The sequence below is a fragment of the Rhodococcus sp. IEGM 1306 genome, from assembly GCF_036541985.1.
Classification (GTDB): Bacteria; Actinomycetota; Actinomycetes; order Mycobacteriales; family Mycobacteriaceae; genus Rhodococcus_F; species Rhodococcus_F qingshengii.
In genome coordinates this window covers 1,305,072-1,327,328 of the sequence record NZ_JAZHFF010000001.1, presented here as the reverse complement: position 1 = coordinate 1,327,328, position 22,257 = coordinate 1,305,072, and the positions used below count along the sequence as shown (strand labels likewise).

Below are 22,257 nucleotides of genomic sequence, written 5' to 3'. Positions count from 1 at the left end.
CTTCAGTCCTTAGGTAGTGCGGACGAGCCTGCGGAGCCGGCCAGCCGGTCGAGAAGTTCTTGTGAGAGCCAGGGCATTTCGCCGCTCTCGATGTCTGTCACCAACGCGCCGATCCACTCTCTTTCGGCGACGGTCAGTGCGTGGGCGTAGTCCGCGCCCACCGTGAAGATTCGTGGTTTTTCCGCCGCCTTCACCGCTTCGTAGTCGACCTCGAATTTCGCGATCGTCTTGTCGAGGTGCGCGAGACGAATTCGAAGCATCTGACACGCGGTGGACGCGGAGAGGTTGTGCATTTCAGCGAGCGCGAGCGGCAACCGCGGATACTCCCGCACCGGAACCGCCAACATCTCACGTAGTTGATGCTCGAGGGCCTCACGGCCCCGGGCGGTGATCTCGTACGTCGTCCGTTCGGGCCGGTTGCCCTCACGATCGGTCCCGATCGAAGCCAGAAGTTCCTGCTTCTCCAACCGGGAAACCGTGTGATAGAGCGATCCCGGCTTGATCTTCACCAACTGATCGCCCCGGCGAACCGAGGCCAGTTGATACATCTCGTACGGATGCATCGAACGCTCGGACAGCAGGCCCAGAACGGTGATTCCCAGAGGCGTCAGAGACACGTCACCCATGAGTCCCCCTCCCTGACAAGCCGCAATTGACTATTTCTTGACTATTCCACCTGAAATAGTCCACATGGAATATACGACCTCTGTCCATCTCGATCAACCCGTTCGAATCGGACTAGCCTGTAGCGAGTGGACGAACATCACCTCGACATCATCCGACTCGCTTGGGCACGTGAACTGGGCCTCGGCGACTCGGCACTTCGGCCGGCACACACGGCCCGCGTCGTCGGCGACGACATCCACGTTCTCGATCTGGCAGGCTCAGGTGCGATCGTCGGGCCGCAGTGGTTCATCGAGCGCACCGAGGACATCTCCGTCGACGCCCTGCTGCAACCGGCGCGTCTGCTCGAGATCGCCGGCGATCACGGCGGCAGAATCACCGGCCCCGTCGATCTCGCTTTCCTCGGCGACTACACGGACGCGCCGCCCGACGAGCAACTACTGATTTCCCACGACATCGACGACGCCCTCGCCGTCGCTGCGCTGTGCCCACCCGACGACAGCACCACAGCCGACCTCGGGAACCGGACGCGGTGGTTCACCGCCCTCACCGATTCCGCCGAGGTGCTCGGATGCGCGGCATACTCCGAATTTCAGGGATTCGTGGCAGATCTCACGACCCTGACTGCTCCAGCGCATCGCCGTCACGGAATCGGCTGCGCAGTAACGCTTCTCGCTGCGGAGGACGCTCTCGATTCCGGATTGATCCCGCAGCTACGCACAAGTCGCGGCAGTGCGATCGGAGCGACGCTTCCACGTAAAGCCAAATTCGACGTTCTGGGGGCATACGCTCGGGTACACGTGCACCTGCCCAGTTGACACTCGAACGAGAGGGACCGCAGATGAGTACGGAAGACGGCGCGAGCGAACCGACATTCGTCGAAGAGGGTCGTGAATTCAAACGCGACACCAACTACATCCCGACCCGGATCACCGAGGACGGCCGCGACGGTTACCCCGTCGAACCCGGGCGATACCGGTTGATCGTGGCACGTGCCTGCCCGTGGGCAAACCGCGCCATCATCGTCCGCCGCCTGCTCGGCCTCGAAGACGTACTGTCGATGGGCATCTGCGGTCCGGTTCACGACAAGCGAAGCTGGACTTTCGATCTCGACCCGGGCGGCGTCGATCCCGTACTGAAGATCCCGCGACTGCAGGACGCATACTTCGCCCGAGATCCCCACTACCCCAGGGGAATCACGGTGCCCGCCATGGTGGAGATCGCCACGGGCAAGGTGATCACGAACGACTACCCACAGATCACCCTCGACTTCTCGACGCAATGGAAGAAGTACCACCGCGAAGGCGCACCGGATCTGTACCCGGAGCCTCTGCGAAACGAAATCGACGAAGTGGCCGAGTACGTTTTTCGCGACGTCAACAACGGCGTCTACCGCTGCGGTTTCGCCGGTTCACAGCAGGCGTACGACGAGGCATACGACACGCTGTTCGCTCGCCTCGACTGGCTCACCGAACGTCTTGCCCGGCAACGTTTCCTGGTGGGCGACACCATCACCGAAGCCGATGTGCGCCTGTTCACCACGCTGGCGCGGTTCGATCCCGTCTATCACGGCCACTTCAAGTGCAACAGAAGCAAACTCAGCGAGATGCCGGTGCTGTGGGACTACGCGCGCGATCTGTTCCAAACCCCCGGATTCGGTGACACCATCGACTTCACACAGATCAAAGCGCACTACTACATCGTGCATTCCGAGATCAATCCCTCCGGAATCGTGCCCAAGGGACCGGAATTGACACACTGGCTCGAACCGCACGGACGCGAACAGTTGGGTGGCCGACCGTTCGGGGACGGCACACCACCACATCCGCCCATCCCGTCGGAAGTGGTTCCGGCAGAGCACTGGGCCACCAGGTAGGTCGCGGGGGGCTACTCCCCTGCGTACGTGCCGAAACTCCAGTACACACCTTCGGGATCACGGCAGGTGAACCCCCGCGAACCGTAGTCCTCGTTTCGCAATCCCTGCGTGATCGTGGCGCCCGCCGCGACAGCGCGTTCGTGGAGTGCATCGGCGGCGTCCGCGTCGTCCACGACGATGTACACCGAACCGATTCCAGGCGGCAGGCCGGCGATCGCAGAATCGGTGCGCGGCGAACCCAACATGATGCCGCCACCGCCCGGCCAGTCGAGTTGGGCGTGGTCCACCACGTCTCCCTCTCCGTAGACGGCCTTCTCCACGAAACCGAAGGTGCTCACCAGAAAGTGGATTGCCGCACGGGCGTCGAGGTAGCGCAGCGTCGGCCAGATGGTCGTCGAACGAGATTCCGAAGTGGCGGTCATAACACTCGAACTCCTGCCTGGGAAAACTCACGAAGAAAACCGAGTCTCGTACGAGCCTATGGCCCCGGTGATCACCGCCGCCAGCGAAAACTTCACCTATTCTCGAGATACGGTCCACCTCGCTTCAGAGGAGGACAACTGTGGAGGGGCAGCAATGAGCAAGTCGACGAACAACGACAGCGGGCGTATCGAGAAGGTCCTCGTTTCCGTTCTCGACAACGGAAGCCGCCTGCAAGCGCCCGCAGTGGCCAAATACGTCAACCACGTCCGTAAGGCCCACCCCGACGAGTCACCTGCTCAGATCGTCGAGCGGATGGAGAAGATGTTCATTCTCGCCGTGACCGGAAGCGGCAGTGCCGTCGGCGCCACCGCCGCCGTGCCGGGCGTCGGAACGGTCGCGTCCATCGCTGCCGTCGGTGCGGAATCGGCTTTCTTCCTCGAGGCGTCAGCGCTGCTGACGTTGGCAATTGCGTCAGTGCATGGAATCTCCGTACAGGATCACCAGCAACGACGTGCCCTGGTCCTGGCAGTCGCCCTCGGCGAATCCGGTATGGAGATCGTGCAGAAGGCCACCGGAATCACAGCCAAGAACTGGGGAACGGCAATCACGAGCAAGATTCCCGGACCCACGATGAGGGGAATGAACAGCACCCTCGTGCGGAAATTCGTGACCAAGTACGCCGCCAAGCGCAGCGCACTGATCCTCGGCAAGCTCGTTCCGGCCGGAATCGGTGCGGTCATCGGCGGTGCGGGCAACCGTGCAATCGGCAAGGGCGTCGTCAAGAATGCGCGCGAAGCCTTCGGACCGGCACCGGCCAGGTGGACCGACCACCTGATCGTGATGCCTGCCGACGATGCCGCAGTGCTTCCCCAGACGGAGACACGCCGGGCCATCCGCAGATAGCCGTCCGGGCCGTAGGCTCGCATCACGTATTCGCCGCCGACCCGGGAGCAGCATTGACGAACACCGCAATGGGATCCTTCTCTGCCCCCATCGAGATTCGTGGGTTGACGAAGACGTTCAAGGCGGCGCGCGCGGTCAACGACCTGAGCTTCGACGTTCAGGCGGGCTCGATCACCGGGTTTCTCGGCCCGAACGGTTCGGGCAAGACGACCACGTTGCGGATGCTCCTCGGACTGGTGTCACCGACGTCGGGATCGGCCACGATCAACGGCACCCCGATGCGTTTGCTGCCCAACCCGGCTCGGACCGTCGGCGCAGTACTCGACGTCGGCAGTCTCCATCCGAAACGAACGGCGCTCGGACACCTCGAGATCTACGCGGCCGCTATCGGCATGCCGACTCAGCGCGCGGCGCAGGTGCTGGACATGGTCGGTCTGAGATCGGTCGGAGTCCACAAGACCGGCACCTTCTCGCTCGGGATGCGCCAACGCCTGATCCTTGCCACCGCGATGCTCGGTGATCCCGAGATCCTCGTGCTCGACGAACCCGCGAACGGACTCGACCCCGAGGGCATGGCGTGGCTTCGTCAGTTCCTGCAGACCTTCGCCGGTTCCGGCCGAACGGTTCTGATCTCGAGTCACGCGCTTCGTGAAGTCGAAGCGACCGTCGACAGCGTGGTCATCGTCAGCGCCGGCTCACTCGTCTACCAAGGGACCATGGACGAACTTCGCCGCTCGCAGCGCAGTCGACTGCTCGTCTCGTGTTCCAACCCAGCGCTCCTCGCCACGGCATTGGCCGCTCGCGGAATCATCGACGCCCAGATCACGCAGGACGGACGGCTCGCCGTGGGCGGCACCGACACGTCGGTGCTCCCACCGGTGGCATCCGCCGCCGGTGTCACGATCTTCGGCGTCGCAACCGAAGGCGCAGATCTCGAGCAACTGTTCCTCGCGATGACAACACCGCAGTACGCGGTTCCCCAGGTCGGATACCACCGCCCACCCGGTCCCGGTTCCGGACCGGGCTATTACGGCCCTGCCGCATACGGACCTTCCGGAGGACACCGATGACCACGCTCGTGCGCGCGGAGACACTCAAAGTTCTCACCCTGCGCTACTGGTGGGCACTGGCCATCGCACCGGTCGTCGTGGCCGTGCTGATTGCTGCCTCCACCAGGACGTTCGTCGAAGCCGTGGCCGATTCGGCAGACACCACCTTCGACGTCGATGTCGTGTCCACCGGCGTCAGCCTCGGTGTCTCCAACACGCTTGTCCTGGTGTTCGCGGCTGTCTTCGGAGCACTCACCGCCGGATCCGAATTCGGCTACAAAACTCTCACCACGACGTTCCTCACAGCTCGCGGCCGTGACGGAGTTCTCGGCGCAAAACTTGCCGTCGTCGCGGTATTCGCCGTCGGCTACGCGTTGGCGGTCGAAGTAGTCAGCATCGGCGCGATGTTGCTCTTCGGCCGGGACTTCAGCTTCACCACCGATCTCTTCGCCATCTGCGCCGCAGGCATTCTGGCGTGCGCTCTGTGGGCACTGCTCGGCGCCGGGGTGGCACTGCTCACCGGTTCGTCGATGGCCGGTGCCCTCTCGGTCATCCTGTGGTTCGTCTTCGGTGAATGGATCGTCCGCGCAGTGCTGCTCGCGATGGATCTCGGCGGGGTCGGGGCCGCGCTTCCGGTGTCGGCCACGATCGGCACGATCATCAATGCGGCCCCGTCGATCGACGTCGACGCGTTTGCGTCCTGGCCGAGCGGCCCGATGATGCTGGCAGCTTGGGTGGTTCTGTTCTGCGGGCTCGGTTGGCTGCGGACCAGGACCCGCGACATCACCTGAAAAGGCTGTCTGGGGCCGGGTCTACCGTGGATCTCGATGAACACGATCAACACGGACAGTCCGGTAGCTGGAGAGGTCGATCGAGCTCCGGGCTGGATCCGCCGCTTGGCGCACGCATGCTGGTTGCACCGAAGAGTTGCCATCGGCGCGCTTCTGGTGACCGTCATCGCTTCGGCGATCGACATCTCGTTTCCTCTTCTGACCCGCTATGCGCTCGACGCCGCAAGCCAGGAGAACCCAGGCAAGGTGATCGGGTTCGTCGCGCTGGCGATCGCGCTGCTCGCGGTCGTGCGCTTCGCGTGCCAGTACGGCCGACGGATGCTTGCCGGCCGACTCTCGCTCGATGTTCAACACGACTTGCGGCTCGCCCTGCTCGGCTCGCTGCAACGCCTCGACGGACGCGGGCAGGATCAGATCCGCACAGGCCAGGTGGTATCCCGGTCCATCACCGATCTACAACTCGTCCAGGGTTTGCTCGCGATGGTGCCCATGTCCGCGGGTGCGCTCCTGCAATTCGTGCTCGCGATCGGCATCATGGCGTGGCTCTCGCCGCTGTTGACTCTCGTCGCTGTCGCCGTCATCCCCGCAGTAGGGCTGGTGGTGTTCCTGATGCGACCGATGCTCTTCGCCGCAACATGGTCCGCGCAGCAGCGGGCCGCCGACCTCGCCCAACATGTCGAGGAAACCGTCACGGGCGTGCGCGTCGTCAAGGGATTCGGGCAGGAACAACGAGCCGTCGACCAACTCGAAAAGCACAGCCGCACGCTGTATTCGGAGCGTCTTCGCGCCGCGTGGTTGAACGCGAAATTCGCGCCGACCATGGCCGCCTTGCCCCAGCTGGGGCAGGTGGGAGTGATCGCCCTCGGCGGGTATCTCGCACTGCACGACAAGATCACCGTGGGAACGTTTCTCGCGTTCGCCACCTACATCGTGACGATGACCGGCGTCACCCGAACTCTGTCGTCGGTCATCGTCATGGCGCAGCTTGCGCGCGCCGCTGTCGAGCGTGTCTACGACGTCATCAACGCTCAGCCGGACATCGCCGATCCTGACCATCCGGTGGACCTGCCCGACGGTCCGCTCGGCGTCACTTTCGAAGACGTCGCATTCGGGTTCGACACCGAACGCGACGTCCTGACCGGGCTGAACCTCCGCATAGAACCGGGCGAGACCGTCGCCGTCGTGGGGCCGGCCGCGTCGGGCAAGACCGCGTTGTCCTTGCTTCTCCCCCGGTTCTACGCCCCGACTTCGGGTGTAGTGACCGTCGATACCGCGGGCGAGACGTTCCCCATCGGCGAACTGCGCAGTGAGCAGCTTCGTGCCGCCGTCAGCCTGGTCTTCGACGAACCTTTCCTGTTCTCGGACACCATTGCCGCCAACATCGCACTGGGTCGCGAGGACGCCTCCGACGAGGACATCCGCGACGCAGCAGCACTGGCACAGGCAGATTCGTTCATCGAGGCACTCCCGGACGGATACGACACCGTTGTCGGTGAACGAGGTCTGACGCTGTCGGGCGGCCAGCGTCAGCGCATCGCACTTGCCAGGGCACTGCTCGTCGACCCACGGATCCTGGTCCTCGACGACGCGACCTCCGCAGTCGATGCGGCTACCGAAGCCGCGATCTTCGACGCGTTCCGGGCCAGACGGCGCCAGACCACGCTCATCCTCGCTCACCGGCGGTCCACCCTGACGCTCGCAGACCGGGTCGCGGTTCTCGACGGCGGACGGATCATCGACTCCGGAACCGTGGACGAACTGGAAGCGCGATGTCCGCTCTTTCGTGCCCTGTTCTCCTCGCCGCCGGAACTACCGGCCGAACTCGACGACGTCGACTCCGATGCTTTCGGACGTGACCGCAGCGAGCCGACAACCGAGCAGTTGTGGCCGCAGGCACCGGAATCCGAAGCCGACAGCACAGCCGCTACGACGCAGGGTGCGGGCGGACCGATGGCCGGAGCGCTCAGCGGAATCGCGGTGACGCCGTCCCTGCGGGCAGCAGTCGACGCTCTCCCACCCGCACGCGAAGACCCCGGAATTGCTCCTGAGAGCCTGCGCGAATCGAATCCACAGTTCTCACTCCGACAGATCTTGAGGCCGGTCCGCTGGGTTCTACTGGCGGTTGTCGTGTGCCTTGCCCTGGACTCCGCAGCGGCGATCGCATTTCCCTCCCTCGTCAGATACGCGATCGACCACGGAGTCGTGACCGCGGACAGCAGCACGCTCTGGATAGCGACGGCATTCGGCGCGCTCCTGGTCGCAGCGGACTGGGTCGTCGTCGCGGTCATGACGGTGCTCACCGCCCGGGCCGGCGAACGCGTGTTGTTCGGGCTCCGCGTACGCAGCTATGCACACCTGCAGCGCCTGGGTCTGGACTACTACGAACGGGAATTGTCCGGCCGCATCATGACGCGTATGACCACCGACGTCGACGCGCTCTCGTCGTTCATCCAAACCGGTATGTCGACGGCGATCGTGAGCGTCCTGACCGTCGGCGGAATTTCGATCGCCCTCCTGGCGACCGACGTGACGCTCGGCCTGGTGGCGCTGGCCGTCATCCCACCGCTCGTGGTTGCGACCGTGATCTTCCGCAAGATCTCCTCGGTTGCCTACAGCCAGTCCCGCGAACGGATCTCGCTCGTCAATGCCGACTTCCAGGAGAACATCGCCGGTCTGCGAGCAGCTCAGGCCTACCGCCGCGAAGAAGGTGCGGCGCGTAGGTTCGCAGAACGCTCCGAAAGCTACCGCCGATCGCGGATGCGGTCGCAGCGAGCCATTTCGATCTACTTCCCTTTCATCTCGTTCCTGTCCGACCTCGCGTTGGCCGCGGTCGTGTTCGTCGGTGCGCACCAGATCGCCAACGGGTCGACGTCGCCCGGCGTACTGATCGCTTTCGTGCTCTACCTCGGTCTGCTGTTCGGACCGATTCAGCAACTCTCACAAGTGTTCGATGGTTACCAACAGGCAAACGTCGGATTGCAACGAATCGGCGACCTGCTGCGCACTCGCAGTTCGATCGAGACTGCCGATAGCGAGGATCTGATCGCGATCTCCGGACGACTCGACGGCGCCGTCCATCTCGACGGGGTCGGGTTCCGGTACTCGGGTGCGGACGTCGACGCCCTCTCCGATTTCGATCTGCAAATCCCGCCGGGCACGACCGTCGCTCTGGTCGGCCGAACCGGTGCCGGGAAGTCGACGGTCGTGAAGTTGCTCGCCCGCTTCTACGACCCGACGTCCGGATCGGTCGACGTGGACGGAACCGACATCCGGAACTTCCACCTCTCGCAGTACCGACGTCGCCTCGGCGTGGTCCCACAAGAAGCCCATCTGTTCACCGGCACGGTCGCCGACAACATCGCGTACGGCAGGCCGTCGGCGTCGCACGCGGAGATCGAGGAAGCGGCACGTTCCGTCGGCGCACTGAATTCGATAGCCGACATGCGTGGAGGCATGAATCATCCCGTCGGCGAGCGCGGCCAGGGGCTCTCGGCGGGCCAACGCCAACTGATCGCATTGGCCCGTGCCGAACTCGTCGACCCGGACCTTCTGCTCCTCGACGAGGCGACCGCGACGCTCGATCCCGCGACCGAACGAATGGTGCTCGAAGCAAGTCGGTCGGTCACCCGGAAACGGACTTCCGTCGTCGTAGCTCACCGCCTCGCGACAGCTGCCCGAGCGGACCTCGTTGTCGTAGTTGACCGGGGACGTATCGTTGAATACGGCCCGCACGATGTTCTGCGGTATGCCGGTGGTCACTACTCGGGACTCTGGGATGCATCGCAGGCGCGTGAGGGGAATAATCTGACGTCGAGAACTGTCATCGAAGGCAACCCCGTCGCGTGACAGTCGGCACGGATTTGTACCGCCGAGAGGTAGTGCGCGATCGCAAGATCACGGACTTCCGTGAGACAGCTCACAAATTGTGTGCCGCACAATTGCTCGTCACACGCTCGGGCTAATCTCATGTATATAGGCGCTCTGATCGGGTACCGAAATAGAAACGAGGCGAACACCTGCCGTGAGCAGCAGTTCTACATCCCAATTCGGACAGAACCAGTGGCTGGTTGACGAGATGTACCAACGCTTCCAGGACGATCCGTCGTCCGTGGATCCCAGTTGGCACGAATTCTTGACCGATTACTCGCCGGACTCGGCGAACACGGGAGGTGGAAACGGGACTGCCTCGAACGGCAACGCGGCTGCACCCGCCGCTGTTGTAGCTCCGCCTGCTGCTCCCAAGGCCACGCCTCCCGCCCCCAAGACCGCACCTCCTGCACCGGCTGCCAAGGCTGCCGCTCCGGCCCCCGCGAAGACGGCAGCGCCCGCCGCCAAGGCCGCCCCGGCCCAGCCCGCAGCAGCCAAGCCCGCGGCCGCTACTGCCAAGCCCGCCCCTGCCGGCGGAGCCGAGGAAACCAAGGTTCTCCGCGGCGCCGCAGCCGCAGTCGTCAAGAACATGTCGCTCTCGCTCGAGATCCCGACTGCAACCAGCGTGCGTGCCATCCCCGCGAAGCTGATGTTCGACAACCGCATCGTCATCAACAACCACCTCGCGCGTACCCGCGGCGGCAAGATCTCGTTCACCCACCTCTTGGGTTACGCGATCGTCCAGGCAGTCAACGCGTTCCCCAACATGAACCGGCACTTCGCCGAAATCGACGGCAAGCCGAACGCGGTCACGCCCGAGCACACCAATCTCGGACTCGCGATCGACCTTCCCGGAAAGGACGGCAACCGCTCACTGGTAGTTGCCGCCATCCGGAACACCGAGTCGATGAACTTCGTCCAGTTCCACGCGGCATACGAGGACATCGTCCGACGCGCCCGTGAAGGCAAGCTCACCGGCGAAGACTTCACCGGCGTCACCATTTCGCTGACCAACCCGGGCGGTATCGGCACGGTTCACTCCGTTCCTCGCCTGATGAAGGGCCAGGGCGCCATCATCGGTGCCGGCGCGATGGAATACCCCGCCGAGTTCCAGGGCGCCAGCGACGAGAAGCTGGCCGAGATGGGCGTCGGCAAGTTGATGACTCTCACCTCGACCTACGATCACCGCATCATCCAGGGTGCCGAGTCGGGCGATTTCCTGCGCACGATCCACAACCTGCTGATCAGCGACGAGTTCTACGACGAGATCTTCCACGCGCTCGGCAACCCGTACGAGCCGGTGCGGTGGCGCAAGGACGTGCCGGAAGGCGCTGTCGACAAGAACACCCGCGTTCTCGAACTGATCGCTGCATACCGTGACCGCGGCCACCTCATGGCCGACACGGACCCGTTGCAGTTCGTCAAGGACAAGTTCCACAGCCACCCCGACCTCGACGTCATCAGCCACGGCCTGACGCTGTGGGATCTGGACCGTGAGTTCAAGGTCGGCGGCTTCCACGGTCAAGAGAAGATGAAGCTGCGCGACGTGTTGAGCGTGCTGCGCGACGCGTACTGCCGCCACGTCGGCGTCGAGTACACGCACATCCTCGAGACGGATCAGCGTCAGTGGATCCAGGACCGCGTCGAGGGCCATCACGCCAAGCCTTCGGTCGCTCAGCAGAAGTACATCCTGAGCAAGCTCAACGCCGCCGAGGCCTTCGAGACGTTCCTGCAGACCAAGTACGTCGGCCAGAAGCGCTTCTCGCTCGAAGGCGCAGAAGCAGTCATCCCGATGATGGACGCCGTGATCGACCAGGCCGCCGAGCACCAGCTCGACGAGGTCGTCATCGGCATGCCGCACCGTGGCCGACTCAACGTCCTTGCCAACATCGTCGGCAAGCCGTACTCCAAGATCTTCACGGAGTTCGAGGGCAACATGAACCCGGCAGCCGCTCACGGCTCCGGCGACGTGAAGTACCACTTGGGTGCCAGCGGAACGTACATCCAGATGTTCGGCGACAACGACATCGCTGTCTCCTTGACCGCAAACCCGTCGCACCTCGAGGCCGTCGACCCGGTTCTCGAAGGCCTGGTCCGCGCCAAGCAGGACATCCTCGACAAGGGCGAAGAAGGCTTCACCGTCCTGCCGCTCATGCTGCACGGTGACGCTGCATTCGCCGGTCAGGGTGTTGTCGCCGAGACGCTCAACCTCTCGCTGCTTCGCGGTTACCGCACCGGTGGCACCGTGCACATCGTCGTGAACAACCAGGTCGGCTTCACCACCGCTCCGGAACATTCACGCTCGTCCGAGTACTGCACCGACGTCGCGAAGATGATCGCCGCACCGGTCTTCCACGTCAACGGCGACGACCCCGAGGCTTGCGTCTGGGTTGCTCAGCTGGCCGTCGACTTCCGTGAGAAGTTCGGCAAGGACGTTGTCATCGACCTCATCTGCTACCGCCGTCGCGGTCACAACGAGGGCGACGACCCGTCGATGACCCAGCCGGCCATGTACGACGTCATCGACACCAAGCGCAGCGTTCGTAAGAGCTACACCGAGTCCCTCATCGGCCGCGGTGACATCTCGCTCAAGGAAGCCGAAGACGCACTTCGCGACTACCAGGGCCAGCTCGAACGGGTCTTCAACGAGGTCCGTGAACTCGAGAAGTTCCAGCCCGAACCGTCCGAGTCCGTCGAACTCGACCAGACTCCCCCGGCTCGCCTGACCACGGCTGTCGCTCCCGAGGTCCTCGAGCGCATCGGTGATGCGTTCGTCAACGTCCCCGACGGCTTCACCGTTCACCCGCGCGTCAAGCCGGTTGCCGAGAAGCGCCGCGAGATGGCCCGTGAGGGACATGTCGACTGGGCGTTCGCAGAATTGCTTGCGTTCGGCTCGTTGGCCGAGCAGGGTGCCTTGATCCGCCTCGCGGGTCAGGACTCCAAGCGAGGAACGTTCACGCAGCGTCACTCGGTCCTCATCGACCGCAAGACCGGCAACGAGTACAGCCCGATCGCCAAGATCGCTGCCGACGCCGAAAACGGCGGCAAGTTCATGGTCTACGACTCCGCACTCACCGAGTACGCAGGTCTGGGCTTCGAGTACGGCTACTCGGTCGGTAACCCCGACGCTCTGGTCCTGTGGGAAGCGCAGTTCGGTGACTTCGTCAACGGCGCGCAGACCATCATCGACGAGTTCATCTCTTCGGGTGAGGCCAAGTGGGGTCAGCTCTCCGACGTCGTGCTGCTCCTGCCGCACGGTCACGAGGGTCAGGGTCCGGACCACACCTCCGGTCGCATCGAGCGTTTCCTTCAGCTGTGTGCAGAAGGCTCGATGACCGTTGCGGTTCCGTCGACTCCGGCCAGCTACTTCCACCTGCTGCGTCGCCATCACCTCGACGGCATCCGCCGTCCGCTGGTGGTTTTCACGCCCAAGTCGATGCTGCGTAACAAGGCTGCCGTCAGCAACGTCGAGGACTTCACGACGGGCAAGTTCCGTTCGGTCTTCGAGGAGCCGGCATACGAGAGCGGCGAAAGCGCACGCGAATCGGTCAAGCGGGTTCTGCTGGTCAGCGGCAAGCTGTACTGGGAACTCCTGGCGAAGAAGCACAAGGACGAGCGAGACGACATCGCCATCGTGCGCATGGAGCAGCTCTACCCCGTGCCGAAGCGTCGCCTCAAGGAGACCCTGGACCGTTACCCGAATGCGGATCAGTTCCGTTGGGTCCAGGAAGAGCCCGCAAACCAGGGTGCGTGGCCGTTCCTCGGGCTGGCTCTGCCGGACCTTCTGCCGGAGACCTTGACCGGTATCAAGCGCATCTCGCGTCGTCCGATGTCCGCTCCCTCTTCGGGATCGAGCAAGGTCCACGCGGTGGAGCAGCAGGAGATCTTGGACGAGGCGTTCCTGCCGACCAACTGATCTCAGTAATTTGACAAGGGCCGGGCCCCACATTCCGCAAGGAGTGTGGGGCCCGGCCTCTCTGCGTTCACGTCAATTCGATTGCAGCAGACCCAGATCCGGCCCGGCATCGAAGCCGACGGCGGCCAGTGCCAACGCAGGTAACGACTGAACCGTCAGGTCGATCAGTTCCTCGCGGGTGATGGCGGGCGCGCGGAGCCAACTGATGGTGGCTTCCTCGACGAACGCGATCCAACCTCGAACGGCCAACTCCACCTGAGGCGTTCGAGTCAGGCCGATCTTCGGGAGCTGATCGAGGGTTCTCTTGGCCATGATGTCGCGAGTCTGCTCGAACACCTCACGCATCTGCGGATCCCCGCTGGCGGTCCCCCGGAGCAGCGAGACGTAGGTATTGCGGTTCTCGGTCACGTAGTCGACGTACGACGCCAGCACCGAGCGGAGGGTGAGCATCGGATCGTCCGACTCGCTCGGCTCGGTGCGCTGGAGCATCTGTTCACTGCTGTGTCGGACGATCGCCAGATGGAACTCGCTTTTCGACGCGAAGTAGTGGAACAGAAGCCCCCGCGAGACACCAGCCTGATCGGCGATGTCCTCGACGGAAATCTGTTCGAGCGGCCGTTCGGCCAGCATCCGCGCCCCGAGGTCGATGAGTTGCGCTCGGCGTTGCGCAGGGTCGAGCCGCGTTCGCTTTACTGCGTCCATGCCCAATAGACTACTGAATATTCGTCAATAAGCTATTGACCGTGACTCAATAAAGGCATATCGTTCCCTACATGAGTCTTCCAGTTACAGATACCTCAGCACCTGCCGCGGATACTCGCCACGTCGGCACACTGATCATCGGCAGTGGTTTCGCCGGTCTCGGTGCGGCGATCAAACTGGCACAGGCCGACATCACCGACTACGTCGTTCTCGAGCGCGGCAACGACGTCGGCGGGACCTGGCGTGACAACAGCTACCCGGGCGCCGCGTGTGACGTGCCGTCGCATTTGTACTCGTACTCTTTTGCACTCAATCCGGAGTGGACGCGCTCCTTCTCCACTCAGCCCGAGATCTACAAGTACATCCAGTCGGTGGCCAACCGCCACAAGGTGCTCGACAAGCACATCTTCGACTGCGATGTTCTCTCCGCACGCTGGGACGAGGTGTCTGCTCGGTGGCACGTCAGCACCAACAAGGGCGAATTCGTCGCAAAGATCGTCGTCTCGGCCGTCGGCGCATTGTGTGAGCCTTCACTTCCGGACATCAAGGGCATCGACGGCTTCAAGGGCGAGATCTTCCACTCCTCGCGTTGGAACCACGACGCCGATCTGACCGGCAAGCGTGTGGCCGTCATCGGAACCGGCGCCTCGGCCATCCAGATCGTGCCGGCCATCGGCAAGAAGGTCTCGCATCTCGACGTGTACCAGCGCACGGCGCCGTGGATCCTGCCCCGCGCAGACCGCGAGTACACCAAGATCGAGCACCTCGCGTTCAAGTACCTCCCCGGCTTCCAGAAGTTGTGCCGCACCGGTATCTACTGGATGCGAGAGACGCAGGTCGTCGGCCTGGCCAAGGCGCCGGTCTTCATGAAGCCGTTGCAGTTCGCCGCCGAGCGTCACCTGAAGGCCCAGATCAAGGACAAGGATCTTCGCAAGAAGGTCATGCCCAACTTCCAGATCGGCTGCAAGCGCATGCTGATCTCGAACAACTACTTCCCCACCCTCGCCCAGGACAATGTCGACCTGGTGACCGAAGGCATCGAGGAGGTCACCGCCAACGGGATCGTCTCGAAGACCGGCACCACCCGTGAGATCGATGCCATCGTCGTGGCGACCGGATTCCACGTCACCGACTCCCCCACCTTCGCGGGAATCTTCGGCAAGGACGGACGCTCGCTCGCCGAGGTCTTCGAAGAGACCGGCATGCAGGGATACAAGGGCGCGGCAGTTGCCAACTTCCCCAACATGTTCTTCCTCGTCGGACCCAACACCGGACTCGGACATTCGTCGATGGTCTTCATGATCGAGTCGCAGATCAACTACCTGGTCGACGCGATCACCACCATCGACAAGTACGACATCGGCACCATCGAGGTGCGCAAGGACAAGCAGGACAAGTACAACAAGGACCTGCAGGCAGCTATGTCCAAGAGCGTGTGGAACAACGGCGGTTGCGCCAGCTGGTACATGGACAAGCACGGAAACAACACCACCCTGTGGCCTGGCTTCACCTTCCAGTTCCGCAACGCCACCAAGCATTTCGACCTCGCGGCATACCGCAGCGTCGCCACCTCGGATCTCGGCGCCGTCGGCACCGCGACCACTTCACAGATCGACCTCGACGACGAGAAGGCAGTAGCACAATGAGTGATTTTGCAGGCAAGGTCGTAGTCATCACCGGAGCGGGATCGGGCATCGGTCGCGCACTAGCACTGAACCTGGCCGGCCAGGGCGCCAAGTTGGCAATCTCCGACGTGGACACCATCGGGCTCGCCGAGACAACGCGTCTGGTGGAAGCCATCGGCGCCGAGGTGAAGTCGGACCATCTCGACGTCACCCAGCGCGAAGCGGTTCTCGAGTACGCCGACGCGGTTGTCGCCCATTTCGGCAAGGTCAACCAGATCTACAACAACGCCGGAATCGCCTACCACGGCACTTTCGAGAAGTCCGAATTCAAGGACTTCGAACGTGTCATGGACGTCGACTTCTGGGGAGTTGTCAACGGCACCAAGGCATTCCTCCCCCACGTCATCGCATCCGGCGACGGGCACATCGTAAACGTGTCGAGCCTCTTCGGTCTGCTGTCGATGCCGGGTCAGAGCGCATACAACTCGGCCAAGTTCGCCGTTCGCGGTTTCACCGAGTCGCTTCGCCAGGAAATGCTGATCGCCAAGCACCCGGTGAAGGTGACCTGTGTGCACCCGGGCGGAATCAAGACCGCCATCGCACGCAACGCCACCGCAGGCCCGGGTGAAGATCTTGCGGTCTTCTCCGAGTTCTTCGACCGCAAGCTCGCGCGCACCACACCGGAAGACGCCGCCAAGACGATCGTCAACGGTGTTCGGAAGAGCAAGCCGCGAGTTCTCATCGGGATGGACGCAATCGCACTCGACGCCTGGGTTCGCCTCGTAGGATCGGGCTACCAGCGCATCGTCGCGATCGTCGCCGGCCGAATGATGCCCAAGTCCAGCTGAGTTCGTTTCACAGCGCAGTTCGTTTCACAGCGCAGTTCGCACAAAGAGTCAGGAGCCCTGCCGGTGAGCACGTTCACCCTTCCGCTGCCCGTGGTCGCATTCTTGTTGAAGCCGTACTTCCGTCTGGCTTTCAACTCGCGGCTGCCGTATCGGATTCAACGTCTGTTGCTCGAGGCCGGGGCACCGCTACAGCAGGTTCCAGCGGGCGCCGTCGTGCGCCCGCTGGAGCTGGCTTGCCGACCGGCAGAGAAGATCACCGTCGGCGCAACCGAGCGCCCCACCGCAGTTCTCTACCTGCATGGCGGGGCGTACACGCTGGGTTCGCTGTCCACACACCGTTCTCTCGCAGCTCATCTCGCCCGTGAGTCGTCCAGTGCGGTCTTCACCTTGGACTACCGTCTCGCGCCGGAGAATCCGTATCCCGCCGCTCTCGACGACGCGGTCTCAGCCTTCATGCAGTTGGTCACCGAGTTCGACTATTCGGAAGACCGCGTTGCCATCGCCGGCGATTCGGCCGGTGGCGGCCTGGCCGCGGCGACCGCTATCCGTCTGATCGAGCGTCACGGCGTGACCCCCGGCGCGCTTGCCCTGATCTCACCGTGGGTCGATCCCGGCGATCGGAGTGCTACCAAAAAGGCCGACCTGGTGGTCAACACAGCGTGGTCCTTCGACGCCGCCGACGCCTACCTTGCCGGAGGCGACCGTACTGATCCCGGCTACGCACCGATGCATGGCAAGCTCGACGGGTTGCCACCCACCAGGATTCACGTCGGTTCCGAGGAAGTCCTCTACCCGCAGATCATGACGTTCACCGACAAGCTCTCCGCTGCCGGCGTCGACGTGTCCCTGGTGGAGTACGCGCGACTGTGGCACGTGGCTCACGCACAGGCGTCACTGGTGAAGGAAGCAGCAGACGCCGTTTCCGACCTCGGCCAGTTCATCGCATCGAAACTGATTCGTGCCAAGGATGATTCGAGTTCAGCAGTGGGCTCGAACAGTCACTGACGGGTGGCCCACTCCGTCCATGTCACTGACGGGTGTCCCACCAGGTGCGGGCGACTTCCGAGGCTGACGCCTTGCCGGTCCGCACCTGCTCGATCATTGCGGCGAGATCGGTGGTGGACAGTTCACCGGCAACGACGCTGAGCGCCTTGACAGCCGAATCTCCCAGTGCGCCCGCTCGAAAGAGCGGAACGACATTCTGCGCAGCCAGAACGTGATTCGAATCAGCGAGCACTGTGACGGCATCGGATTGTGCCAACGCCGACAGCGTCGTGGTTCCGAATACTTGTGCACCGGGTACGTCTGCCGGCGTTGCCTGATCGACACCGGCGAAGACACACTCGGCGCCCTCGGCCAACTGTTCCACTGCCCCGTCCTCGACGAATCTCGCGGAGACGAGCGGCCTCGCCGCGGCACACGAAGGAGCAAAGGCTTCTATCGTCTTCGCTCCCAACGACTGTGCGTATCCGGTGTCGAGTGCGAGGACCGCACGATCTTCGGCCATCGCATAGTCGGAGACCGAAAGACCCTCCGGCAGAGAGCGACTCAAGGCTTCGAAGACGTCGTCGGCCTTGCGGGCCGGGGATGACGGGTCGTAGTGATCGAGCAGCGCGCCGGTGAACTCGGGCACCAAAGTGACTCGCGCTGCGTCCAGAGCCTCGAGTGATTGGTTTCGGCCACCACCCACCGATTCGACGCGAGCCGACAGGCCTGAGGAGGAGAGCACCGTCGAATACACCTCGGCCAACACCGAACTCTCCACCGATGCGTCAGCAGCCACCACGATCTGGTCACGAGACTCCGCTTCGGCACCCTCTACCACCGAATCACCGTTTGCGCATCCGCTGAGAATCGGCAGGACCATCAGTGCTGCAACAACAGTCGAATACTTCGTGCGTGTGCTCTTCACCGAAATCCTCACATCCAATCCCATGGATCGAAAACCGTGCCATGTCGGTACCTATCGTTACACTTGTCGGGCGATGCGCGGTAACCAGTCCTGACGCAGCCACTCGGTGGCGGCGCCGTCGAAGTCACTCGGGTGGCTTCGCCACAAGGGAATGGTTTCCGACGCCCGAAACACGGGACGCCCGAAAAACCGGAAGGACGCTCATGCGCACCTCACGATTTCGTTCCAACCGTTGGCTCGTAGCCGCGGCAACCGTTGTCTCTCTGACTGCGCTGACAGCGTGCGGTAGCAGCGACGGTGACTCCAACAGCGATCCCAACGCGATCGTTGTCGGCTCCGCCAACTTCACCGAATCCGAGACGATCGCCAACATCTACGCCGAAGCACTGCGTGTCAACGGGTTCGATGTGTCCACGTCGTTCAACGTCGGCAGCCGCGAGGCGTACATTCCGGCACTCAAGGACGGGTCCATCAGTGTCATTCCGGATTACACGGGAAACCTCCTGCAGTACTTGGATCCCGACAGCACGGCCACCAGCTCCGCTGACGTCCTCGCTGCTCTTCCCGCAGCTCTCGGGTCGGAATTGGCAATTGCGACGCCTGCATCCGCCGAGGACAAGGACGCCGTCGTTGTCACGAAGGAAACCGCTGACAAGTGGAACCTGAAGACGATCGCCGATCTGGCTCCGCATTCCGCCGAGGTCAAGTTCGGTGCTCCGGCCGAGTTCCAGGAACGTCCAGCCGGATTGCCCGGTTTGAAGTCCAATTACGGCCTCGACATCTCGGCAGCCAACTTCGTTCCGATCGCCGACGGCGGTGGACCGGCAACCGTGAAGGCTCTCTCCTCCGGTGACATCACCGCGGCAAACATCTTCACGACGTCGGCCTCCATCCCGGAGAACAACTTCGTGGTTCTCGAAGACCCGAAGAACAATTTCCCGGCTCAGAACGTGGTGCCGGTGCTGCGCGCGTCGAAGTCTTCCGACAAGTTGAAGACAGTCCTCGATGCGGTGTCCGCCAAGCTCACCACCGAAGAGTTGTTGGCACTCAACGTCCAGGTGTCCGGCGACACCAAGACGGAGCCGGCAGCGGCGGCCAAGGCGTGGGTGACGGCGCAGGGCCTCGACAAGCCGGTCTCGTAGTCACGTGATCACCTTCGAGGGCGTCACCAAGCAGTATCCGGACGGCACCACCGCCGTCGACCGTCTCGATCTCACCATCGAGGCCGAGTCGTTCACGGTGTTCGTGGGGCCGTCCGGGTGCGGCAAGACGACGTCGATGCGCATGATCAACCGGATGATCACACCGACGTCGGGCAAGATCTTCGTCGACGGTCGTGACATCGCCCAGACCGACGCGGTGAAGCTGCGTCTCGGCATCGGGTACGTCATCCAGAACGCCGGCTTGCTTCCGCATCGCACCGTGATCGACAACGTCGCAACAGTTCCGGTACTGCGCGGTGAGTCCCGCCGCGCAGCGCGCAAAGCCGCGTTGGGGGTACTCGAACGAGTCGGTCTGGACATCTCCCTTGCCACCCGCTATCCCGGGCAACTCTCGGGTGGGCAGCAACAACGTGTGGGAGTTGCGCGAGCATTGGCTGCCGATCCGCCGATCCTGTTGATGGACGAGCCCTTCAGCGCCGTCGACCCGGTGGTGCGTGAGGATCTGCAGACCGAAATGCTCCGTCTTCAAAGCGAACTGAAGAAGACGATCGTCTTTGTCACCCACGACATCGACGAGGCAGTCAAACTCGGTGATCACATTGCCGTCTTCGGTCCCGGCGGGCGGCTTCAGCAGGTGGCGGCACCTCGCGACGTGTTGGCCGCTCCGGCAACGGATTTTGTCGCCGGATTCGTCGGACGCGATCGCGGCTATCGGGGATTGTCGTTCCGCGCTGCCGACGAGGTTCCGTTGCACCCCATACGCACGGCCGTCGAGAACGAATTGAAGGCTCTACGTCTCGAATTGGGCGAATGGGTTCTCGTGGTCACGGACAACGGAACCCCGCAGGGATGGATCGACGTGACCGGCGTCGAAGGCCTGCGCTCGGGACGAACCCTTGCTCAGTCGACGTCTGCCGGTGGTTCGCTGTTCTCCCCCGGCGGCGATCTCCGCCAAGCACTCGATGCGGCAATCTCGTCGCCTTCCGGTATCGGTGTTGCCGTCGACGGCGAGGGCGCGGTCATCGGCGGGATCCTCGGTTCCGAAGTCGTTGCGAAATTGGCAGATCAGCGTCGACGCGAGGACGAGGAACGCAACCGCGTCGCCTTCACCGAGGGATTCGGGTCGTAGCGGCATGCGCTGGCTCATCGACAATTTCTCGACGGTCGTGGATTACTCGAAGACCCATCTGTATCTGGCACTGCTTCCTTTGCTGATCGGTCTCCTGATTGCCGTTCCGGTCGGAACAGCGATCCGCAACGTCAGATGGCTGCGCCGAATCACGTTGACCCTGGCGAGCATTGCGTTCACGATTCCGTCGCTCGCGCTGTTCGTCACCATCCCCCAGTTGTTCGGACTCAAGACCCTTGATCCTCTCAACGTCGTGATCGCACTCAGCGTGTATGCGACGGCACTGCTCATCCGGGCTGTACCCGAAGCACTCGACTCGGTGCCGGACAACGTCATCGACGCCTCCACCGCCGTCGGTTTCACACCACTACGACGCGCTCTGACGGTCGAGTTGCCATTGGCGCTGCCGGTGATGATCGCGAACATCAGAGTTATTGCCGTTACCAATATTTCGCTGGTGTCAGTCGGATCTCTGATAGGAATCGGCGGGCTTGGAGTCCTGTTCAAACAAGGCTACGACCGCGACTATCCCGACCAGATCGTTGCGGGCATCATCGCGATCGTCGTGCTGGCACTGGCGCTCGATCTGATCCTGTATCTGATCGGCCGATTCCTGACCCCGTGGACCAGAACGTCGACCTCGTCGAAGGTTCCCGCCGTCCTGTCAGCCGAGGGGGAACCCGTATGAGCATCTTCACCGGGGCCTGGGACTTCATCGTCGATCCCGGAAATTGGAGCGGCGACACCGGAATCGGCACTCGCATCCTCCAGCACCTCTGGTACAGCGTTCTGGCCGTGGCACTTTCGGCTGTGATCGCGGTGCCCATCGGATTACTCATCGGCCATCTGCGTCGCGGTGAGATCGTGGTCGTCAGTCTGGTCAACGCACTGCGGTCACTGCCCACTCTCGGCCTGCTGACCTTCCTCGTTCTTCTCATGGGTCTGGGAGTGATGCCGCCGATTCTCGCCCTCGTCATTCTTGGTATTCCCCCACTACTCGCCGGCACGTACGCCGGAATCGCCAGCGTCGACCGCGGCGTCGTCGAGGCCGCACGGGCAATGGGTATGACCGAACTCCAAGTGCTCTTCCGCGTCGAGATACCCAATGCGCTGCCATTGATTCTCGGCGGACTGCGTAACGCGACACTGCAGGTGATTGCCACGGCAACGGTCGCCGCCTACGTCAACCTCGGCGGCCTCGGCCGGTACATCTTCGACGGTCTCGCGCTCTACAAGTACGACCGAGTGGTCGTCGGCGCAATCCTGGTCGCGGTTGTGGCTCTCGTCGTGGACGGCTTACTGGCGCTGGTGGTCTGGGCATCGGTTCCCGGCACCGGCAGGCTGCGCCGAACACCCGACCTCACTCGTCTGTAGCTCTCGGTACACACGAAAAAGCCCCGATCGGAACCTTGTGTGCGGGTTCCGATCG

Annotated in this window: 18 protein-coding genes; 14 read left to right on the top strand and 4 right to left on the bottom strand. The window is 63.1% G+C overall.

Going from position 1 to position 22,257, the window contains the following annotated elements; translation table 11 throughout:
* Positions 1–2: 2 nt before the first annotated feature.
* Complete coding sequence (locus V3587_RS06535; RefSeq protein ID WP_003945150.1) at positions 3–626, bottom strand: PadR family transcriptional regulator; 624 nt, start codon at positions 624–626, stop codon at positions 3–5.
* 126 nt (positions 627–752) lie between these two features.
* Between V3587_RS06535 and V3587_RS06530 the strand changes: the two genes are divergently transcribed.
* Both V3587_RS06530 and V3587_RS06525 read left to right on the top strand, forming a co-directional pair.
* Positions 753–1,442 carry a hypothetical protein gene (locus tag V3587_RS06530; protein WP_007736143.1) on the top strand — a complete coding sequence of 230 codons (690 nt, stop codon included), beginning with the start codon at positions 753–755 and terminating at the stop codon, positions 1,440–1,442.
* Between the two features lie 23 nt (positions 1,443–1,465).
* Positions 1,466–2,500 carry a glutathione S-transferase family protein gene (locus V3587_RS06525; protein ID WP_042450363.1) on the top strand — a complete coding sequence of 345 codons (1,035 nt, stop codon included), beginning with the start codon at positions 1,466–1,468 and terminating at the stop codon, positions 2,498–2,500.
* Between the two features lie 11 nt (positions 2,501–2,511).
* Here V3587_RS06525 and V3587_RS06520 read toward each other — a convergent pair whose 3' ends face one another.
* Complete coding sequence (locus V3587_RS06520; protein ID WP_042923384.1) at positions 2,512–2,922, bottom strand: VOC family protein; 411 nt, start codon at positions 2,920–2,922, stop codon at positions 2,512–2,514.
* Between the two features lie 154 nt (positions 2,923–3,076).
* On the opposite strand from V3587_RS06520, the gene V3587_RS06515 reads away from it, so the two are divergent.
* From V3587_RS06515 to V3587_RS06495, 5 genes are all read left to right on the top strand, one after another.
* The gene (locus V3587_RS06515) at positions 3,077–3,826 is read left to right on the top strand and encodes a hypothetical protein (protein ID WP_003945111.1); all 750 of its coding nucleotides are present in this window, start codon (positions 3,077–3,079) and stop codon (positions 3,824–3,826) included.
* A gap of 68 nt (positions 3,827–3,894) precedes the next feature.
* Positions 3,895–4,896, top strand: a complete 1,002-nt coding sequence (locus tag V3587_RS06510; protein WP_007736138.1) for an ABC transporter ATP-binding protein — start codon at positions 3,895–3,897, stop codon at positions 4,894–4,896.
* On the top strand, positions 4,893–5,666 hold the full coding sequence (locus V3587_RS06505; RefSeq protein ID WP_007736136.1) for an ABC transporter permease: 774 nt from the start codon (positions 4,893–4,895) through the stop codon (positions 5,664–5,666). Before V3587_RS06510 ends, V3587_RS06505 begins: the two co-directional genes overlap by 4 nt.
* Positions 5,667–5,702: 36 nt before the next feature.
* Positions 5,703–9,512, top strand: coding sequence for an ABC transporter ATP-binding protein (locus V3587_RS06500; protein WP_283376222.1), 3,810 nt, complete (start codon positions 5,703–5,705; stop codon positions 9,510–9,512).
* Between the two features lie 175 nt (positions 9,513–9,687).
* Entirely contained in the window at positions 9,688–13,449 is a 3,762-nt protein-coding gene (locus tag V3587_RS06495; protein WP_047268983.1) for a multifunctional oxoglutarate decarboxylase/oxoglutarate dehydrogenase thiamine pyrophosphate-binding subunit/dihydrolipoyllysine-residue succinyltransferase subunit, read from the top strand.
* 72 nt (positions 13,450–13,521) lie between these two features.
* On the opposite strand, the gene V3587_RS06490 is transcribed toward V3587_RS06495, so the two are convergent.
* On the bottom strand, positions 13,522–14,151 hold the full coding sequence (locus V3587_RS06490) for a TetR/AcrR family transcriptional regulator (RefSeq protein ID WP_007736130.1): 630 nt from the start codon (positions 14,149–14,151) through the stop codon (positions 13,522–13,524).
* Between the two features lie 71 nt (positions 14,152–14,222).
* On the opposite strand from V3587_RS06490, the gene V3587_RS06485 reads away from it, so the two are divergent.
* From V3587_RS06485 to V3587_RS06475, 3 genes are all read left to right on the top strand, one after another.
* On the top strand, positions 14,223–15,797 hold the full coding sequence (locus tag V3587_RS06485; RefSeq protein ID WP_283376221.1) for a flavin-containing monooxygenase: 1,575 nt from the start codon (positions 14,223–14,225) through the stop codon (positions 15,795–15,797).
* The gene (locus tag V3587_RS06480) at positions 15,794–16,624 is read left to right on the top strand and encodes an SDR family NAD(P)-dependent oxidoreductase (RefSeq protein WP_007736128.1); all 831 of its coding nucleotides are present in this window, start codon (positions 15,794–15,796) and stop codon (positions 16,622–16,624) included. Before V3587_RS06485 ends, V3587_RS06480 begins: the two co-directional genes overlap by 4 nt.
* Positions 16,625–16,687: 63 nt before the next feature.
* Entirely contained in the window at positions 16,688–17,629 is a 942-nt protein-coding gene (locus V3587_RS06475; RefSeq protein WP_063316844.1) for an alpha/beta hydrolase fold domain-containing protein, read from the top strand.
* A gap of 22 nt (positions 17,630–17,651) precedes the next feature.
* On the opposite strand, the gene V3587_RS06470 is transcribed toward V3587_RS06475, so the two are convergent.
* On the bottom strand, positions 17,652–18,536 hold the full coding sequence (locus tag V3587_RS06470; protein WP_030536932.1) for an ABC transporter substrate-binding protein: 885 nt from the start codon (positions 18,534–18,536) through the stop codon (positions 17,652–17,654).
* Positions 18,537–18,739: 203 nt separating this feature from the next.
* Between V3587_RS06470 and V3587_RS06465 the strand changes: the two genes are divergently transcribed.
* The 4 genes from V3587_RS06465 to V3587_RS06450 are packed head-to-tail and all read left to right on the top strand — an operon-like array spanning position 18,740 to position 22,202.
* Positions 18,740–19,678 carry an ABC transporter substrate-binding protein gene (locus tag V3587_RS06465; protein ID WP_003945094.1) on the top strand — a complete coding sequence of 313 codons (939 nt, stop codon included), beginning with the start codon at positions 18,740–18,742 and terminating at the stop codon, positions 19,676–19,678.
* 4 nt (positions 19,679–19,682) lie between these two features.
* Positions 19,683–20,828, top strand: coding sequence for an ABC transporter ATP-binding protein (locus V3587_RS06460; RefSeq protein ID WP_030536933.1), 1,146 nt, complete (start codon positions 19,683–19,685; stop codon positions 20,826–20,828).
* A gap of 4 nt (positions 20,829–20,832) precedes the next feature.
* On the top strand, positions 20,833–21,516 hold the full coding sequence (locus V3587_RS06455; protein ID WP_007736121.1) for an ABC transporter permease: 684 nt from the start codon (positions 20,833–20,835) through the stop codon (positions 21,514–21,516).
* A complete protein-coding gene (locus tag V3587_RS06450) occupies positions 21,513–22,202 on the top strand; it encodes an ABC transporter permease (RefSeq protein ID WP_003945081.1) in 690 nt (229 codons plus the stop codon). Before V3587_RS06455 ends, V3587_RS06450 begins: the two co-directional genes overlap by 4 nt.
* The last annotated feature ends 55 nt before the right edge of the window (positions 22,203–22,257 follow it).

Bases quoted from the DNA above. Each gene is read 5' to 3' on its own strand.
- V3587_RS06505 (WP_007736136.1), top strand. From the start codon at position 4,893: ATGACCACGCTCGTGCGCGCGGAGACACTCAAAGTTCTCACCCTGCGC.
- V3587_RS06480 (WP_007736128.1), top strand. From the start codon at position 15,794: ATGAGTGATTTTGCAGGCAAGGTCGTAGTCATCACCGGAGCGGGATCG.
- V3587_RS06525 (WP_042450363.1), top strand. From the start codon at position 1,466: ATGAGTACGGAAGACGGCGCGAGCGAACCGACATTCGTCGAAGAGGGT.
- V3587_RS06450 (WP_003945081.1), top strand. From the start codon at position 21,513: ATGAGCATCTTCACCGGGGCCTGGGACTTCATCGTCGATCCCGGAAAT.
- V3587_RS06485 (WP_283376221.1), top strand. From the start codon at position 14,223: ATGAGTCTTCCAGTTACAGATACCTCAGCACCTGCCGCGGATACTCGC.
- V3587_RS06490 (WP_007736130.1), bottom strand. From the start codon at position 14,151: ATGGACGCAGTAAAGCGAACGCGGCTCGACCCTGCGCAACGCCGAGCG.
- V3587_RS06515 (WP_003945111.1), top strand. From the start codon at position 3,077: ATGAGCAAGTCGACGAACAACGACAGCGGGCGTATCGAGAAGGTCCTC.
- V3587_RS06500 (WP_283376222.1), top strand. From the start codon at position 5,703: ATGAACACGATCAACACGGACAGTCCGGTAGCTGGAGAGGTCGATCGA.
- V3587_RS06465 (WP_003945094.1), top strand. From the start codon at position 18,740: ATGCGCACCTCACGATTTCGTTCCAACCGTTGGCTCGTAGCCGCGGCA.
- V3587_RS06535 (WP_003945150.1), bottom strand. From the start codon at position 626: ATGGGTGACGTGTCTCTGACGCCTCTGGGAATCACCGTTCTGGGCCTG.
- V3587_RS06520 (WP_042923384.1), bottom strand. From the start codon at position 2,922: ATGACCGCCACTTCGGAATCTCGTTCGACGACCATCTGGCCGACGCTG.
- V3587_RS06510 (WP_007736138.1), top strand. From the start codon at position 3,895: ATGGGATCCTTCTCTGCCCCCATCGAGATTCGTGGGTTGACGAAGACG.
- V3587_RS06455 (WP_007736121.1), top strand. From the start codon at position 20,833: ATGCGCTGGCTCATCGACAATTTCTCGACGGTCGTGGATTACTCGAAG.